Origin of the sequence: Meiothermus granaticius NBRC 107808, assembly GCF_003574355.1 — a bacterium.
GTDB lineage: Bacteria > Deinococcota > Deinococci > Deinococcales > Thermaceae > Meiothermus > Meiothermus granaticius.
The window spans coordinates 1-15,836 of record NZ_QWLB01000034.1; the positions used below are offsets into that span (position 1 = coordinate 1).

At 63.0% G+C, this 15,836-nt stretch carries 18 protein-coding genes and 2 pseudogenes; 4 read left to right on the forward strand and 16 right to left on the reverse strand.

The window, feature by feature from the left end; translation table 11 throughout:
• Nucleotides 1-522: 522 nt before the first annotated feature.
• The 3 genes from Mgrana_RS16845 (at nucleotide 523) to Mgrana_RS11880 (ending at nucleotide 1,665) form a co-directional block, all read left to right on the forward strand.
• Nucleotides 523-660, forward strand: coding sequence for a hypothetical protein (locus Mgrana_RS16845; RefSeq protein WP_170146465.1), 138 nt, complete (start codon nucleotides 523-525; stop codon nucleotides 658-660).
• 298 nt (nucleotides 661-958) lie between these two features.
• The gene (locus tag Mgrana_RS11875; protein WP_119357826.1) at nucleotides 959-1,237 is read left to right on the forward strand and encodes a hypothetical protein; all 279 of its coding nucleotides are present in this window, start codon (nucleotides 959-961) and stop codon (nucleotides 1,235-1,237) included.
• Nucleotides 1,234-1,665 (forward strand): PIN domain-containing protein, encoded by a 432-nt coding sequence (locus Mgrana_RS11880; protein ID WP_119357827.1) that lies wholly within the window; start codon nucleotides 1,234-1,236, stop codon nucleotides 1,663-1,665. Before Mgrana_RS11875 ends, Mgrana_RS11880 begins: the two co-directional genes overlap by 4 nt.
• A gap of 105 nt (nucleotides 1,666-1,770) precedes the next feature.
• Here Mgrana_RS11880 and Mgrana_RS11885 read toward each other — a convergent pair whose 3' ends face one another.
• From Mgrana_RS11885 to Mgrana_RS11910, 6 genes are all read right to left on the reverse strand, one after another.
• Complete coding sequence (locus tag Mgrana_RS11885; RefSeq protein ID WP_119357828.1) at nucleotides 1,771-2,310, reverse strand: GNAT family N-acetyltransferase; 540 nt, start codon at nucleotides 2,308-2,310, stop codon at nucleotides 1,771-1,773.
• Nucleotides 2,307-3,557 (reverse strand): MFS transporter, encoded by a 1,251-nt coding sequence (locus Mgrana_RS11890; protein WP_170146466.1) that lies wholly within the window; start codon nucleotides 3,555-3,557, stop codon nucleotides 2,307-2,309. The genes Mgrana_RS11885 and Mgrana_RS11890 overlap by 4 nt, the downstream gene beginning before the upstream one ends.
• 318 nt (nucleotides 3,558-3,875) lie before the next feature.
• Nucleotides 3,876-4,646: an ABC transporter permease gene (locus Mgrana_RS11895; protein WP_119357830.1), complete on the reverse strand. Its 771-nt coding sequence runs from the start codon at nucleotides 4,644-4,646 to the stop codon at nucleotides 3,876-3,878.
• Complete coding sequence (locus tag Mgrana_RS11900; RefSeq protein ID WP_119357831.1) at nucleotides 4,625-5,575, reverse strand: ABC transporter ATP-binding protein; 951 nt, start codon at nucleotides 5,573-5,575, stop codon at nucleotides 4,625-4,627. Before Mgrana_RS11900 ends, Mgrana_RS11895 begins: the two co-directional genes overlap by 22 nt.
• A 27-nt stretch (nucleotides 5,576-5,602) precedes the next feature.
• Nucleotides 5,603-7,297 (reverse strand): ABC transporter ATP-binding protein, encoded by a 1,695-nt coding sequence (locus Mgrana_RS11905; protein ID WP_240631352.1) that lies wholly within the window; start codon nucleotides 7,295-7,297, stop codon nucleotides 5,603-5,605.
• Between the two features lie 76 nt (nucleotides 7,298-7,373).
• Complete coding sequence (locus Mgrana_RS11910; RefSeq protein WP_240631350.1) at nucleotides 7,374-8,021, reverse strand: hypothetical protein; 648 nt, start codon at nucleotides 8,019-8,021, stop codon at nucleotides 7,374-7,376.
• A 156-nt stretch (nucleotides 8,022-8,177) separates the two neighbouring features.
• Here Mgrana_RS11910 and Mgrana_RS16850 point away from each other — a divergent pair, with 156 nt between their 5' ends.
• Nucleotides 8,178-8,327, forward strand: a complete 150-nt coding sequence (locus Mgrana_RS16850) for a hypothetical protein (protein WP_170146467.1) — start codon at nucleotides 8,178-8,180, stop codon at nucleotides 8,325-8,327.
• Here the strand turns inward: Mgrana_RS16850 and Mgrana_RS11915 are convergent.
• The 10 genes and pseudogenes from Mgrana_RS11915 to Mgrana_RS11965 form a co-directional block, all read right to left on the reverse strand.
• Nucleotides 8,308-9,909, reverse strand: a complete 1,602-nt coding sequence (locus Mgrana_RS11915; protein ID WP_119357833.1) for a hypothetical protein — start codon at nucleotides 9,907-9,909, stop codon at nucleotides 8,308-8,310. The genes Mgrana_RS16850 and Mgrana_RS11915 overlap by 20 nt on opposite strands.
• Before the next feature lie 23 nt (nucleotides 9,910-9,932).
• Nucleotides 9,933-10,388, reverse strand: a pseudogene (locus Mgrana_RS11920) (magnesium chelatase subunit ChlI family protein); the annotation flags it as partial.
• Nucleotides 10,389-10,783: 395 nt separating this feature from the next.
• Entirely contained in the window at nucleotides 10,784-10,981 is a 198-nt protein-coding gene (locus Mgrana_RS11930) for a hypothetical protein (protein WP_119357835.1), read from the reverse strand.
• Between the two features lie 10 nt (nucleotides 10,982-10,991).
• Complete coding sequence (locus Mgrana_RS11935; RefSeq protein WP_147021246.1) at nucleotides 10,992-11,225, reverse strand: hypothetical protein; 234 nt, start codon at nucleotides 11,223-11,225, stop codon at nucleotides 10,992-10,994.
• A gap of 203 nt (nucleotides 11,226-11,428) precedes the next feature.
• Nucleotides 11,429-11,785, reverse strand: a complete 357-nt coding sequence (locus tag Mgrana_RS11940) for a transposase family protein (protein WP_170146468.1) — start codon at nucleotides 11,783-11,785, stop codon at nucleotides 11,429-11,431.
• Nucleotides 11,786-11,801: 16 nt separating this feature from the next.
• Nucleotides 11,802-12,233: pseudogene (locus Mgrana_RS11945) on the reverse strand (DUF4277 domain-containing protein); the annotation flags it as partial.
• A gap of 52 nt (nucleotides 12,234-12,285) precedes the next feature.
• Entirely contained in the window at nucleotides 12,286-13,671 is a 1,386-nt protein-coding gene (locus Mgrana_RS11950) for a cobyric acid synthase (RefSeq protein ID WP_206075084.1), read from the reverse strand.
• The gene (locus tag Mgrana_RS11955) at nucleotides 13,658-14,659 is read right to left on the reverse strand and encodes a pyridoxal phosphate-dependent aminotransferase (RefSeq protein WP_119357837.1); all 1,002 of its coding nucleotides are present in this window, start codon (nucleotides 14,657-14,659) and stop codon (nucleotides 13,658-13,660) included. The genes Mgrana_RS11950 and Mgrana_RS11955 overlap by 14 nt, the downstream gene beginning before the upstream one ends.
• A 9-nt stretch (nucleotides 14,660-14,668) precedes the next feature.
• Complete coding sequence (gene cbiB / locus Mgrana_RS11960; RefSeq protein WP_119357838.1) at nucleotides 14,669-15,577, reverse strand: adenosylcobinamide-phosphate synthase CbiB; 909 nt, start codon at nucleotides 15,575-15,577, stop codon at nucleotides 14,669-14,671.
• On the reverse strand, nucleotides 15,574-15,834 hold the full coding sequence (locus Mgrana_RS11965; protein ID WP_119357839.1) for a hypothetical protein: 261 nt from the start codon (nucleotides 15,832-15,834) through the stop codon (nucleotides 15,574-15,576). Before Mgrana_RS11965 ends, cbiB begins: the two co-directional genes overlap by 4 nt.
• Nucleotides 15,835-15,836: the final 2 nt, after the last annotated feature.

Here is a 15,836-nt window from a genome sequence, read left to right on the forward strand (position 1 = left end):
GGCTTGGGCCCAGCGTAGGAACCAGCAAAGGGTCGTTATCCAGTGGCGTTTCACCGCCGCCGACGCGCGCATCAAGCTGGCCCACCTGTACCCCAGAAGGAGTGGCGATGATTAACTTACCAGAGCACTAGGACTGCTTCACTGACGCGGTAACTATCCAATATTGCAAACAAGCCTTGTATCTTTCGGCTGTACCAGCGATAGCGCGGACATTCCTGGGGATACTCCAGCCGAACTTGCCGTTTGCAGTCTGCACAGCGGATTCGTTTGACTCGACTCGCCTCTATCCCCTTCAAGGTTCGTAGCTTCCGATCTCGCTAGCCACCGCTTTCCTCTTTCATACTTTCGCAGTGTGGCTTGTCCATACTAGCCTTGAGCTTCGCTGGGCTCCTCACAAATCCAGGTGGAAAACCCGGCCAGGCAGTGCTAAAATCTTTAGCGACAAGGTCCCTTCCAGGCACCGCCTCAAGAGGGGGACATGCACGCACCCGGCCAATCGGCTGGGCTTTTTTTGGAGGCCTTATGCTCAAAGAACTGGAACAGCTCCGCGCCTACGCCCTGCTGCCCTACGAGGCCGAGCGGGCCGCCCTGGGCGAGCATTTCCGCCACGTAGAGCCGCTGTGGGACAGCGACTGGGGCGGGGAGACTACCAACTTTTAGGCATGTGGAGTGCAATCGGGGTCTTCAAAGTGAGGTGAGCTACTTTATTCCCCGGAAAAAGCCAGGGCCGGGAGGGAAGGGGGAGATACGGGCTCGGCTGGTGGAGGAGTACCGCCAGACCGGGGCTTCCATTCATAGCTTGGCAAGGAAGTATGGCGTAGGTGAGGGGACGGCCTGGGGGTGGGTGAAAGGTTCTGAGTCTTGAAGTCTCAACAATGCTCGGCATTTTTTCGCACCGCCTGTGGCAACAGGCTCCAGGTGTGGTGACCCAGCAATGTATATGATGTATACTTAGGCCATGGTTCGCAAACAGCTCTACCTCCGCAAGGACCAGGAACAAGAGCTCAAGCTCAAGGCCCGCGAGACCGGCCTCTCCGAAGCCGAGCTGGTGCGACTGGCCCTGGATCGGTTGCTGCATGAGGGCACGGCCCCCCTCCCCGGCCATGTAAAGGCCCTGTCTACGTTTCTGGAACAGGCCCGGGAGATCTCCCAACAGCACCGCCTGCCCGAAGGCTGGCGCTTTGAGCGGGAAGCCCTCTACACCCGGGAGTCCCGCTGGGGTGGGGGTGAGGGTTGAACCCCCGCTATCTGATCGATACCAACCTTCTCATCTACCCCCTGGATGCCCGCGACCCCAAGAAGCAGAAAAAGGCTGCCGAGGTACTCTTGAGGCTGGCTCAGGAGGGGCGGGCCGCACTGCCGGTGCAGGCTTTGAGTGAGTTTGCCAGTGTGGCCCTGCGCCGCCTTTCGCCTCCGCTCGAGGCCGAACCGGTTCGGCTGGAGATCGAGCGGCTGATGCTGGCCTTTCCCGTGCTCCCCCTGACCGCTCCGGTGGTGCTGGAGGCCCTGCGGGGGGTGGCCCAGCACCACCTCAGCTACTATGACGCCCAGGTCTGGGCCACCGCCCGGCTATACCAGGTGCCGGTGGTTCTCTCGGAGGACTTCGCTATGGGGGCCGTGCTGGAGGGGGTGCGGTTTGTAAACCCGCTGGAGCAGAAACTCTAGCCCAACCACCCTCCCCATGACACTGCATCCAACTTGGTGGACTCGAGGGTGCTTCTCAAGGCCAGCGACGGGTGGGGGGGTGAGCCCCTAGATGAACCCTACAAATCACCAAGTTCTGTGAAGCTCATTGATGTGGCTATATATTCGTAGATCCTGGTATCGCCCATGGCGGAGTACCGCCTCTCGCATCACGCCCTCTTGAACAAAACCAACCTGCTCGAGACAACGGATCATGACCTGATTAGTGGCCAGGCAGTTGGCACCTAGGCGATGGAGCCCCCAGTCGTGGCAACCCAGTTGAATCACGCTACGGAGGGCGGCCTGACCCAGGCCACGCCCCCGCAACTCGGGTTCGCCTATGAGCAAGGCGATTTTCACAGCCCGGTTTTTCCAGTCGATGTGCTCTAGAAATACCAAACCCGCATCGCAATTTTGCTCCAGGGCTTTCACCACGTATAGCTTGCGGTCATCGCGGCCAAGCCACTTCTTGATCAGATCCTGTACCTCACTGAGGGAATACCCCAGGAATGGCTGGATGATGGCATACTCCACCACCTGCGGCTCGGCGTACCACCTTTGGATTTTATTCGCATCGTCAAGGTCGACAGGCCGCAGTTGCACGCGTTCCTGACCGGTCAAAGTCATCCCGAATGCCCCTCCTTTTCCTCGGTATATCCACCACGGACTGTTGCGGCGATATACAAAAGAGCCCCCAATCCACAAACCGCAAGTGAGGTGACCTGTAAGGCCCCGGCAGAACCCAGCCCGCGAACCAACGGATCGAGCCCCCCGAGCACGGGTAACACACCCAGGGCCAGGCTCACGTTCACCAAACTGAAAACCCGCCCAAGAAACTGCTTCGGTACCGCCGCCTGCAGAAGTGACTGGGTGGCGACGCCGGATATATCGAAAAGGATGCCGCTGATGAAGAAAACAACCAAAAGCACCAGAAACGTCGGGAAGGTCGCTCCCAGCAGCATGGGCACGGCCAGTAGGGTGTTGAGCAAAATCACCCACGTAAGGCTGGGTATGCCCTTTTTCAGTGCACCCAGGGTGGCTACCCCGACCACTCCCCCCAGGGTGAGGCTGGTATACAAAAGCCCCAGGCCCGCCGCCCCGATGTGCGCCACCTCCATTGAGATGGGGACCATGACAATTTCCACTACTCGCCAGAACAAGGAGGTGAGCATGGAGAGCAGCAAAATCATCATCACCGCTTGGCTAGACACAGCAAAGCGCATACCTTCGGCGGCCTCGGCCCAGAGGGAGGGGCCCCTTCGGCTGGAGGCTACACTGAAAGCCGAGGGTAGGCCGAGCACGGCATAGGCCACGCCGGCAAAGGTGAGGGCGTCGAAGATGAACAGCCAGATCGGGCCCACCAGGCCGTACAGCAGGCCCGCCAGGGCCGGGCCCAACGAGGCGGTAATCTTGGTCAACACAACCCTCAGGGCGTTGGCCGAGATCAGTGCTTCTTTGGGAACCAGGGAGGGTACCACTGCGGCCATGGTAGGGCTTACCAGGCCTTCCACAGTCTGGATCAGGAAAACCAGGGGATAGACCAGAAGGGGCTCGAGCAGCACCAGGACCAGGCTGGCCGAGAGCAGTGCACTCAGCAGGTAACCGCCCACCAGGGTTCGGCGACGGTCCCAGCGGTCGGCCAGGGCACCGGTGAAAGGTTGGAGCAGGAGCCTCGAGGCTACCCGCACCGCCCATATGCCGGCCAGCGAGGCCACCGACCCGGTAGCGGTGAAGACGGCCACGCTAAGGGCCAGCACCGTGAACTGACTGCCCAGGCTCGAGAAGGCAGTAGCCCAGAGCAGGCGGACGTAGGCTGGGTGCTCCAGCGAAGGGTAGTGACGGTTCAACCAGGCACGGATGGGATTTACGCTCAAGTCAGACCTCCGATTCACCAGAAGGCGCTCGAACCGCGATACCGGCGTATTCCCAGGGATAAGTAATCCCTTGGACAAGCGAAAAATTCAAAATCCTCAGACCCGCATTCGCAAAAACCGTCACCAACTCACGCTGAGTCGGACGCCAGCCCCTAGCGGGAGCAGGCAACACAACGGTCTCGCCGGTAGGCAGTTCCCACCATGCGGGCAGCGAGGGAGATCGCGTCGTTGGCCAGCACGCCCTATGGGACGTAGCGCTTGGTGAGTTCGTGGATGACATAGAGGGTCCCGGCCACATCCCCACTCGAGGCTATCGCTTCAGTATGTTCCCAATGTGCCTTGCCGCCGCGCCCTGCGGAGGGCACGCTTGAAGAATCCAATCCCGAAAGCGATGTAGGCCAGGGCGTTGATTCCGGTGAGGAAAAGGAGTCCCCATTCGGGATCTTCTCCCCGCCCCAGCAGCAGGCGCAGGGCAGCCACCGAGGGTACCAGGGGCAGGAGGTAGCCCAGAGCGTTCCAAGGCTGGGTCAAGGCCTCAAAGCGTACCAGGAAAAGACCCAAGAAAAGGAACTGGAGGAGGCTTACGAGCTGGCCCACCCGCTTATAAATCAGTGCCAACCCTCCAAGGAGGAGCCCCAGACCCAACGCACCGAGAGCCAGGGTCGCAAGCGGCAGCAGGGTCAGGGGATGGAAGTCCAGCCGAGCTCCGGAGGTGAGGAGGATAGCCAGGAAAACCGGGATGTTCAACAGGCCAATCTGAAAAAGGGAGACAGCGGATCGCACCAGCACCACCCCTAAGAGCCCCGGGCGGGTAAGGGCGAGCTGCTCCAAAAGCCCCGCCAGGGCCTCCTCCGTTAGGGTGGAGGCGATATACGACAGCAGCGAAAAAGCCAGCGTCCAGGCCAGGAGGCTCACCACCAGGGCCTCCAGCCGCTCCCCGAAGAGGGCGGGGCCGGCCAGGTAGCGAACCCCCGAGAAGAAGAGCGCAAAGACTACGACCGCCCCCAGCACACCCCCCAGAACCTCTAAGGGATAGCGGAAAAAGGCCCTCAAGTAGCGCCAAAACTCTATGTAGGCAAGCTGGAGCACCGCTCGCTCCTTTCTCCAAGTATGCGCCAGAAAAGCCCTGCAAGAGAGAGACTTTCCCGCTCCACCCGCTCTAGGGGTAAGGGGTCTAGAATTCTGAGGACTTCCCAAAGCGTTTCCTCCCCCACCACCCGAACCACCTTCCCCTCCACCTCTGCCTCGAAGGCTCGGAGCTGCGCCAGGCGTGGATCCCCCTCCCCCAAAGGCGCCTGGAGTTCGATTCGGTAAGGGGCTCCAGGAGAGCCCTCCAGCACCTCTTGGGTCCTTCCCTCCAGCACGACCTCGCCTTCCTGGAGGATGGCCACCCGGTCGGCCACAGCCTCTGCAAAATCCATCTGGTGGGTGGTGAGGAGGACGGCCTTGCCCTGTTCTTTGAGCCGCAGCAGCCAGGTTCGGATGGCCTCCTGAGCTTCCAGGTCCACCCCCAGCGTGGGCTCGTCCAGGAAGAGGATGGGAGGGTCGTGCACCAAAGCGGCGGCCAGGGCCGCCCGCTGCTGCTGGCCCCTAGAAAGGGTACCCACGGTTTGCTGGGCCTTCTCGGCGAGCCCAACCGTTTCCAACAGCTCGAGCCCCCGCCGCCGGGCCTCTTTAGGGATGAGGCCGCGCAAGGTGCCAAAGTAGATGAGGTTTTCCAGGGCGGTCAGGCGCCAGTAGAGGTTACGGTTGCCCTCCAGCACCGCACCCATCCAGGTTCGCTTTCCCTCCTGCAGCACCTCCACCCTCCCCCCATCCGGCTCCACCAGGCCGGCCAGGATTTTGACCAGGGTGGTCTTCCCGGCGCCGTTGGGGCCTAACAGCGTTAGGATCTCCCCCCGGAAGAGCTGCAGGCTGACCCCCTTCAGCGCCTCGAGCCAGCCCTTTGCCTTGGGATAGCGCTTGCGCAAGGCGTGGGCCTGGAGGACGGGGGTGGGGTTTTGCACGTTTGGGTTCATGGCTTCCAGCCCAGCATATTGGAGGTTTCAATTCACACGATACCCCTCAGCCTGCAACCGCCAAAGCTCGGCATAAAGGCCGTTGCAGTGCAACAAGGCCTGATGCGAGCCCTCCTCCACCAAACGCCCCTCCCGCAGCACCAGAATCCGGTCGGCCATCTGCACCGAGGCCAGCCGATGGGTGATGAGGAGCACCGTCTTGCCCCGGGCCAGCTCGGCAAAGCGCCGGTAAAGGTGGGCCTCTTCCTTGGGGTCGAGCGAGGCGGTAGGCTCGTCCAGGATCAGCAGCTCGGCCTGCCGGAAAAAGGCCCGCGCAAGGGCTATCCGCTGCCATTCTCCTAAAGAGAGGTCCGTTCCCCCGAACGCTTTGGAGAGAAGGACCTCCGAACCGAGCCGCCCTAGCAGTTCCGCAGCTCCCCCGGCCCTGGCGGCCTCTTCCAAACGCCCAAAGTCAGATTGGCGCTCCAAATCGGCCAGGACAATGTTTTCTCGCAGCGTGAGCGCGTAGCGACCAAAGTCCTGAAACACCGCAGCTACCAGGCGACGCCAGACCTCCAGGTCTACCTCGCGCAGGTCTATCCCATCCACCAAGATGCGGCCCTCGCTGGGGTCGTAGAAGCGGAGCAAGAGCTTCACCAACGTGGTTTTACCGGCTCCGTTCTCCCCCACCAGCGCCAGCCGTTCGCCTTGGCGCAGCCTGAAGGAGATCCCCTCCAGGGCCCGCCGACCATCGGGGTAGCTAAACCCCACGTTTTCAAAGCGGATTTCCTCAAAGCACTGCACCGAGCGACCTGTGCTCAAGGGAGCGAACGGGGAAAGCCGGGCCAGAAAACCCTCGAGCCGCTCGAAGTACAAAAGGCTCTCGTATAGCATGCCGCCATCCTGCACCAGGCCGTAGAGGTTTTGTTGTAGGCTGCCCACCGACTGCAAGAGAAGTACCAGGTTGCCCAGCCCCCCCGAACCCAAAAGGGCCTGGCGCAGGCCCAGGTACAGCGCCGCCGCGGTGGCCAGGGCGCTGACAAAAACCAGGCTGCTGGCCCCCAGGGCCTGCCGCCCACGGGCACGGCGGAGCTCTTGGTGCAGCCGCCCGAAAGCCTCGAGGTAACGCCCACGAAAAAACGGAAGCAGACCAAAGAGGCGCACCTCCTTGGCGGCCTCGGGGTTGAGCAAAACCTCGGCGTAGTAGCGCATCCTCCGGGCCTCGGGCGCGCTAAAGAGCACCGCTTCCCACACCCCCTTTTGCAACCGGAAGGTCAGCAGCGCCTGCGGCAGGGTGGCCAGGAGCAACAACAAGGGGAAAATGGGGGCCAAGGTGAGGAGCAAGAGCAGCACCCCGGCTACGGCAATGCCCCCGCGAAAGGCGTTGCCGAAGAAAACCAGCAGGTTGAGCGGCTGGTAGGGCGCTTGGTCGCGCAGCACCTGAAGTTCGTCGTAAAAACCGGCGTCTTCAAAGGGGGTGAGATCGGGCATGCCCGCCGCCTTCTCCATCAGCAAGAGATGCACCCGGGCCGTAAGCCGTTCGTTGACCACCCCCTGCAGATAGGTCACCCAGGGCACCAGCAAAAAGTCGAGGGCAAACAGCAGGGCCAGCCCCGCCAGGGGACCCAGCAGCGCCGGGCTGAGGGAGCCGCTGCCCAACCCATAGACCAGACCATCCACCAAATCCCGCGTGGCGCTCAGCACCCCCACCGGTATCAGGCCGCTTGCGGCCAGAAGGCCCACCAAGAGGGTGACCTCAAGGGGGGCGGCTCGAAAAACCTGGCGAAGCGCCGGGACGGTTTGGCGTAACGGGGAGCGCCTATGAGCCAGTCGCTACCACCTCCCGGGTTGCTTCTCTAGCCCAGCGCCCAGAATCCATGTAGTTGGAAGCAATACGGATCCACTCGTCAGAGCTAATCGGGCAAACTTCTTCGACAATATACCGCTTCCGCATAGGCTTCATGGAATCGTGGCGCAGAACTGCCTTATGTCCCTTAGGAACCTCCACTATCACGAAAGATTCGCCTTTTTCATCCCAATCCCAAATCGGTACACTGCCTGCCAAGGCATAGAAGGCATCCCTGTTCTCATCAAGATTTCGAGCATGCATGCTTGATGGACAATACCAACAAGACGTGCGGTATTTCCCGCAAGCCACTACCTCGAGGGGTCGAACATAGTAGCGAAACTTGTACACCTCACCAAAGAAAATCAAAGAAGGCTGCTCAAGTGGATGAGCAATGTTGCCCCCTTGTGGATCAAGGGCATAGGCAAGTTCCGAGCCGGGTCCCAGTCGGATGACCAGGCCAAAGTCGTCCCGCACTTCAACCCAACCGTTTCGAGTCCTGAGCTGGTCTCCGACGCTCAACACCGTGTTATCCAATAAGTTTACTTCTTTCTCTTGACGAAGAAGAATCGGCAAGTTGCGTTGGTCTTCCCGAAGAACCCTATTGATCCAGTATCTCATGGCCGTAAACCCCCCTTTCACCTGTAGCCCATTGAGGGTACCCTCAACCTAGCACCCTCCAGGTAACCAAACCCCCTCTCAGAATGGTGACCTTCCTAACTCATTTTGGTTACCTTTTGACTGAGTTGGTTACCTGGGTTTGGGTAGGGTAGAGGTATGCGCAAGGGAGTACTGTTTCTGGCCCTTTTAGTCCTGCTGGGTCTGGGTTTCCGGGACCTGGCCTACGCCTGCACCCGCCCCGACTGCCTGCCGCCGGGTGTGGTGAAGCCAAGTGGGCCTGGTGGGCCTAGCGGTACTGGGCGCTGAGCCCTCTTGCCCAGGCCAGGACCGCCGGGTAGCGGGGGTCTTGGGCGGGCAGGCGCTGGAGCAGGGCCTCCCAGAGGGTGAGGTCGTCCGGGAGTTTCTGGGCCAGCTGGTAGAGAGGCTCGGGGTCGGGGTGATCGAGCACCCGCCGTTTGAGCTGCTCCTCGATCTGGTTCCGCAACACCTCGATGCCCGGGGCCTGGCTCCTGGGCAAGAGGGGGCCCTGGTAGAGGGCCAGGGCCTGGTGAAGCTGGTTTTGCTCCAGGGCCTCTTGAAGCTTCAAGAAGTCGGCCTCGATGGGGGTAAGGAGCTGGTAGGGGCGGCTCAGGACCTCGAACCCCTGCTGGCGCAGGCGGCAGAGCTCGGTTTTGAGGGCCTGGGGGTTGGGCTGGGGGTAGAGTTCCTGGGCTAGGGCCTCGCCCGTGATGCCTTCCGGGTAGGCCAGGAGCAGGGTGAGGAGTTCCAGGCTGCGCGGTCTTAGGTTGGGAAAGCCCTGGAGCTGGGCTTTTCCCAGGGTCTCTAGGTAGGGGGTGGTCGGGGTGAGCGAGGGGAGTTCTGTGGGCAGGAAGAGGGCTCTGGCCTCGGGGCGCAGGGAGCGGGCCATGCTGCGGTAGGGCTCGGGAAGGGGCTGGCCCTCCAGGGCGCTGAGGTGGGCCGCTGCCCGCAGGGCCTCCTCGGCCCACTCGATTTCCAGGGTGGGGAAGCTCTCCTCCAGCAGAAGGCGGGCCTCGGGCTGAGGGTAGCGATAGAGCCCCTCAGCGAGGAGCAGCAAGGCCTGGGGTAGGGGCTCCCGAGAAGGCTGGGCCCTAGCCGCTCGCAGCAGGCGGGCGAGGAGGGGTTGTTGGGAAGGCTGAGCCTGGAAGAGCAACACCCGCAGCGGCAGGTCGTAAGGTAGGTGGGGGTGAGGGGTCTGGTGGAGAAGGGTGGGGAGGAGGTCGGGATCGGGTGCACCCTGCATGCCCTGCAGCAGCAGCGAGAGCCACAGCGCGTAGTAGCGCACCGAGGGGGCGGGATGGGCCAGGAAAGGGGGCAGGGCCTTTTCCAGGTTGGGCAGGGGTTCCTCCCCGGTGTAGGCCAGCAGGGTGAGCTCTTCCAGCCGGTAGTGGGGCTGGGGGTCTTGCAGGACGGCCAGGCTGGCGTAGGAAAGGGCCTCCGCCCATCGGCCCAGCCGCCTGAGGGTGCGGGCCAGGGCATAGGCCAGGCGAGCCTGTTCCACCGGAGGGGCGGCCTGGGCTTGCAGGCGGTGCAGGGCTTCCTGCAGGGCCAGGAGGCCGTCCCTGGGCGGCAGGGAGAGGCCCAGGTGGTAGAGGGTCAGGGGGGTCTGGGCGGTCTGGGCTGCGGCCAGGGCCAGCCGGCGGTAGGTTGGAAGGTCATCCTGGCGAAAAGCCGCAAAGCCCAGCAGGGCGAGGCGTTCGGCCTGGTCCTCCCGGCCCTGGGGTTGCCAGGCCTCCAGCAGGTGCTGGGCCTCTGCCACTTTCCCCAGCCCCAGCAGGGCCAGCACAGCAGTCTTGGCCTCCCCCTGACGGTGGGCCAGGGAAAAGGCCTCCGGGTAGCGGCCCTGCCGGTACAGGGCCAGGGCGTCCATGGCATGAGTTTAGCTCAGGCAGGTTACCCCAGACTCCGCCGATACGTCAGGGCCTCGGCCAGATGGGCCTCCTGGATGTGCTCCGCCCCCGCTAGGTCGGCGATGGTACGCGCCACCCGCAGGATGCGGTCATAACTCCTTGCACTGAGGGCCAGGCGCTGGGTGGCGGCTTGCAGCAGGGCCTCGGAAGAGGGAGAAAGCACCGTGTGTCGCCGCAGTTCGCGGCCAAAGAGTTCGCTGTTGAGTTTGCCCTGGCGGGATTGCATCCGCTCCCGCGCCGCCAGCACCCGTTCCCGCACCATTGCCGTAGATTCACCCTCAGGAACACGGGCCAGTTCCTCCGGGGTAAGCCGGGGCACCTCCACCACCAGGTCGAAGCGATCCAGCAACGGGCCGCTGATTCGGTTCACATAGCGCAGACGCTGGCCGGGGGTGCAGGTGCAGGGTACTTGAGAATCATTCCAAAATCCACAGAGACAGGCGTGTGGAGTGCAATCGGGGTATTCAAAGTGAGGTGAGCTACTTTATTCCCCGGAAAAAGCCAGGGCCAGGAGGGAAGGTGGGGATACGGGCTCGGCTGGTGGAGGAGTATCGCCAGACCGGGGCTTCCCTTCACAGCCTGGCAAGGAAGTATGGGGTGGGCGATGGGACGGCCTGGGGGTGGGTGAAAGGGAAGGGGGTTAGGCACTCCTGAGCAAAACCCAGCCCCTCAGGGGCTCCAGCCGAGAAAAGTGAACAGATCCGTTCCGTACAGTGAACTCCTCGTAACCCAAGGCATCAATGAGGTGAGTTCCCTCGGAAAAGCTCACCGGTAGGGCAAGCTCGCGGGGCACCCGGGTGTTGTTGAGCACTACCAGCACCCGCTCATCCGGAGCTACACCCTCTTCCACTGGTGGCCAGGAGGATGCAAAAAGATGGGATCAAAAGGATTTCTTATGATTCGGCAGACCTGCCAGACCCACAGCACACCGCTGCGCACCTCGTGGTAGCGGTGAACCTCCTCTGCGGGATACCTCAGCAGAAACTCGCCCCAGTCTTTCAAGGCCGCCTGGTTCTCCTTGAGTACCGGCATCGCCGGGGGCTTAGCAGCCCTTCACTGAGCGCGAGCAGGTAGTGCCCCCTTTTTCCACCACCGCCGCAGCCGTCTGGGTCTCGGTGTGGGCCGCATCCCCGGTAAGCACCCAGGGAATGCCGAATTCGGCCAGATCCGCTTCCAGTTCCATCACCAACCCACGACCCGCCACCGCCTCATCCCCATGGACTTTCCCTTGCATCAGGCTCAGACCCAACTGCCCCAGATAGGCGGATACCAGCACCAGAGCCTTATCCCCCACCCCACGCCGAGCACTCCCCTTGAGGTGTTTACCGTCCAGACTGAGTGCTAATACCAGATTCGGTTAGTTCGCCGCCGAATGGCGGCGAACTAACCCGACCGAAGGGAGTACTCTAGGATTCAAAAAGATAGCCTCAGAGGCTTTTGGTATTGAGAACTATCTTTTTGAATCCGGTATAACCAATCCTACGCCTTGGCCTCACCCTGTTCCTGCAAAACCCTCCAGACCGCTTTAGCCCATTGCTTCAGGGCCTGCTCCAGCGCAGCAGCCTGTTGCTCCAAGGCCCACACAAACCGATAGAGGGTGGCCTGCGCCGGCAGGGCCCGACCGCTGGCCCGCCGTCCCAGGCCCAGGCTGAGCAGCCAATCCCGCTGATCCTGCACCCACTGGGCAATCGCCAGCACGTTGGTGCGTCCACTCCCCAGCCCCATCAGCACCAGCATGAACAACAAGCGCCAATCGTAGGTGGTGTTGCGGGCTCGCAGATCGGGTACTTCCATCAGGTAGGAAATCGGGCTGGGAATCTGTATAGTCGTCTGCATGCAGAATATGATAAAAGCCTGGCTCGTACTTCCCATGCACGTGGAAGCTGGTGGCATCCACGTGCATGGCCCGCACCGGGAAGGCAAAGGCCCGGTGGGCCTGCTTGGCTACCTCCAAGAAGAGTGCCGTCACCCCCACCGCATACAGGCTGTCCAGCATCCGCCCCATGCGGTCGTCGTTGAGGAGATCCGGGGTGATGCCCTCCCCCAGGAGCCACCCCGTGGGCTTGCCCTCCCAGAAGTGGCCGAAGAGGTAGAGCGGAGAGGACACAAAGCCCAGCGCATTTAGGATGGCCGCCTTCAGGGCCACCCCCGTGCTCACCTTCTCCCCCGAGCGGGGGCCTACCCGTTTGTCCACCAAAGGCACCAGCCCAATGCGGTCTATGATTCCGGCCACCAGCCCCAGGTGGCCCAGGTCGTATACCTGCAGGTCGGCAATCCCTTTCATCCAGAAATCCTACCCGCAGATGGGAGGGGTGCGGAATGTAGGATCTAGTTCTTTAGCTAACCAGGCCCTCCAAAGAACCCTTTTCAAAATGCTGTCCTACAAAATCGGCCAGCTGGTTGAACACATCGCCGGTGTTGGGCAGAACCCCAAACAGCCGCTGCAGCACCTCTGGGTTCTCGAAGAGGCCGTGCAGGTAGAGCCCCAGTACGCTGCCTTCCTGGGCCACAAGCCGCTCGCTCTGGCCGTGGTGTATTTCGTAACCGGCAATTTTTAGGCCCTCGAGTGCCTTCCAGAAGCCTTTCAAGTCGCTCAGCTCCAGGCTGCTGGGCCGCTGCACCTTTTTAGAAGTAAAAATGTTATGCAAGGGTAAAGCGCCCAAACCCCGGTGTAAACCCGCGCTCTCAATGCCCAGCGGGTCGTGAATGGCCTGGCCCAGCATCTGCAACCCACCGCAGATGCCCAGCAGCGGCTTTCCCTGTTCAATATGCCTTCGGATAGGAGTTTCAAACCCTTCTCGACGCAGCCACTCAAGGTCGCTCACGGTGTGCTTGGAGCCCGGCAGAACGATCAGATCGGCCCCATCAAGGTCTTGAGGTTTGCGCGCCCAAGAAAGCTCAACGTTCGGAAGGTGTTTGAGCGGCTCAAACTCGTCTAGATTGGAGATGCGCGGATAAATCACAATGGCCACGCGAAAACCCCGACCCACCGTCCGAGCGTCGAAAACGCCGTCCTCCTCCGGTAGGCCGTGACCGTGCCACATGGGCAGAACCGCCACCGTGGGCACGCCGGTCAAGGTTTGCAGCTGCTCTGGGCCGGGGGCTAGGAGGCGGACATCGCCGCGAAACTTGTTGAGTACAAACCCTTTGATCAGGGCGCGTTCGGTCTCCTCCAGCAGCAGATGGGTGCCGTACAGATGGGCAAAGGCGCCGCCCCGGTCGATGTCGGTGACGAGCAGAACCCTGGCCTCTGCCTCCAGGGCCACCCGCATGTTCGCGATATCGCTGGACTTAAGGTTGATCTCGGCGGGGCTGCCGGCCCCTTCGATCACCAACAGGTCATACTCGTTTAGCAGTTCGTGCAGGGCCTGGCGCACCACCGGCCACAGCCGGGCCTTGCGCTCCCGCCAGGGCAGACGGGATAGCTCGGGGTGGGGCTGGCCCAGTAGAATCACCTGGCTTTTCTGGTCGGCCTCGGGCTTGAGCAGCACCGGATTCATCCGCACTTCCGGGGTCACCCCGGCGGCCAGGGCCTGGAAGTACTGGGCGGAACCCATCTCGCCCCCGGCCACCACCCGCGCATTGTTGGACATGTTCTGCGCCTTGAAGGGGGCTACCTTTACTCCTTGTCGGGCGTAGTAGCGGCAGAGCGCGGTGGCGAGGAAGCTCTTGCCCGCCCCGCTGCTGGTGCCCTGCACCATGATGGCTTTACCCTTGGGCATGCAAGACCTCCTCCATTGCCCCCAGAAGCTCAGCCTGGGCTTCAGACCGCTGGGCCGAGAGGCGCAGCCACTCCGGCAGCCCAAAGCCGGTGCAGTCGCGCACCCGTAGGCCCCGGGCGCGCAGGGCCTGGGCCACGGGGGTGGCCTGGCCCACCTTAACCATCAGGAAGTTCGCCGCACTCTCACGTACCTCGAGGCCCAGGCCTCTGAGCCCTGCTGCAAGCTCTGAGCGCAGCCCCCAGAGCGCCTCGCGGGTGCGGGACAGCCAGTCGAGCGAGGGCTGCTGAAGGGTCGCCTTGAGCATGGCCTCACCATGCACCCCCAACACCCAGGAGGGGGCGATGTGGCGGAAATGGGTAAGGTCTACAGGGGCCAGCAGATAGCCTGCCCGCACCCCGGTCAGGCCGTGGGCCTTGTTGGGGCTATGGAGCTGCCAGGCTGTGGGAGGCAGGGGCGGGGGCTTTTGGCTGAGGGGGTGGTAGGCCAGGTCGAGCACCAGCGTGACCGGGTGCTGTTGGGCGACCTCCGCGGCCTCCTCCAGGAACCCGTAAACCTCTCCGGTGGGGTTGTTGGGCACGCACAGGAAGGCCAGGGTAGCCCGCGGGAGCAGGCGCAAAAACTCGGACGGGCTCGAGGCCTGGAGCAAAGGCAGTTCAGCCGGTTGGGCGGCCCGGGCGTACTCGCTGAAGGTGGGTGGCAGGATCAGCATAGGCCCCCGCAGGTAGCGCCAGCGGGTGAGCCGGTGAATCAGTTCGCTGGTACCGCCCCCGACCGCCACCTGCTCGGCTCTGACCCCGTGGTGGGCGGCCAAGGCTTGGTGAAGCTCGGTGTAGAGCGGATCGGGGTAGTGGCTCGGATCGGCAGCCTGAACGGCTGCCAGCGCAAGAGGGTCGGGCCCCAGGGCGTTGGCATTGGTGGAGAAGTCAAAACGCGGGGGCGGGCCGCTGTCGGTGCCGCCGTGGATGGGCTTGAGGATGTCGTCGATCATACCAGGGTTTTACCTTGAAAGGATGGCCGGAAAGTGCAGACAGACCTCTATCCCAGCCAGGAGCAGTCCACCCAGCCTACCTGCTGTGATGACCCGGGTGAAGCCCTGCCGCAGGTCGGAAGGCGAAGGGAAGGGGGCGGAGGGGTTCAGGAGGTAAACCCCCGGCTTGCCCAGGCGCACCCCCAGGCCCAGGGCCAGCGCGGCCATGGGCCAGCCCGAGTTGGGTGAGGGGGTTTTGTGGGCCTCTGCCCATAGCTGTCCCAGCGTAAAAACCGGCGCAACCCCCCAGATCAGGAGGGCGGTCAGGCGGGCCGGGAGCAGGTTCAGGAGGTCATCGGCCCGGGCTGCCCACTTGCCGGCCCACTCCCACTCACCCCGGTAGCCCCACATGGCATCGGCGGTGTTGGCAAAGCGGTAGAGCGCAGCGCCTGGCAGCCCCAGCAGCAGGTACCAAAAAAGCGGGGCGATCACCGAGTCGGACAGGTTTTCCGAGATGGACTCGAGCAGGCTCTCCCGCACCTCGCCTGCGCTGAGCGAGCCGGTGTCGCGGCTGACCAGGAAGCCCAGCCGGGATCGGCCTGCCTCGAGGCTCTCCTGAAGGGCCCCTTCCACCGCCCGAGCCTCCGACAGCAGCATTCGGAAGGCAAACAGCGGCTTGAGCAGGAGGGCGGTCAGCGGCAGCTCGAGCCACCAGGGAAGCCCCCCCAGCAGCCGGGCCAGGAGGGCATAAACCCCGGTGAAGAGCAAAGCCCCCAGCCCCCAGGCCAGCACCCCTGCCCAGAAAGCCCGCGCAGGGGATAGCTCTGCCAGACCGCGCCCGGCCCAGCCCAGGTAGCGGCCCATCCAGACCACCGGGTGCAGCCGGGCTGGGGGCTCGCCCAGGTTCCAGTCGAGCAGCAGGGCCAGCAGTATGCTCACGCCAGGGCCTCCTGGACGAAGCGCTGGGCCAGCCGGGGCTGACTGGGGAAGTAGAGGTGCACGTAGCTGGCCAGCACCCGACCCGCAGCGTAGCCCTCGAGGCCCTCCCCCTCCACCAAGCGCCAGGCCGCCGGGGGCAGCGCCTCCCGGGCGCTGTAGTGAAACTCATGTCCCTTGGCCCGCCAGCCCCGCTTGGCCAGGGGCGAGGCGGCCAGGCCCCCCACCTCGTGGTAGTCCAAGACCAGTTGGTTTAGCATCT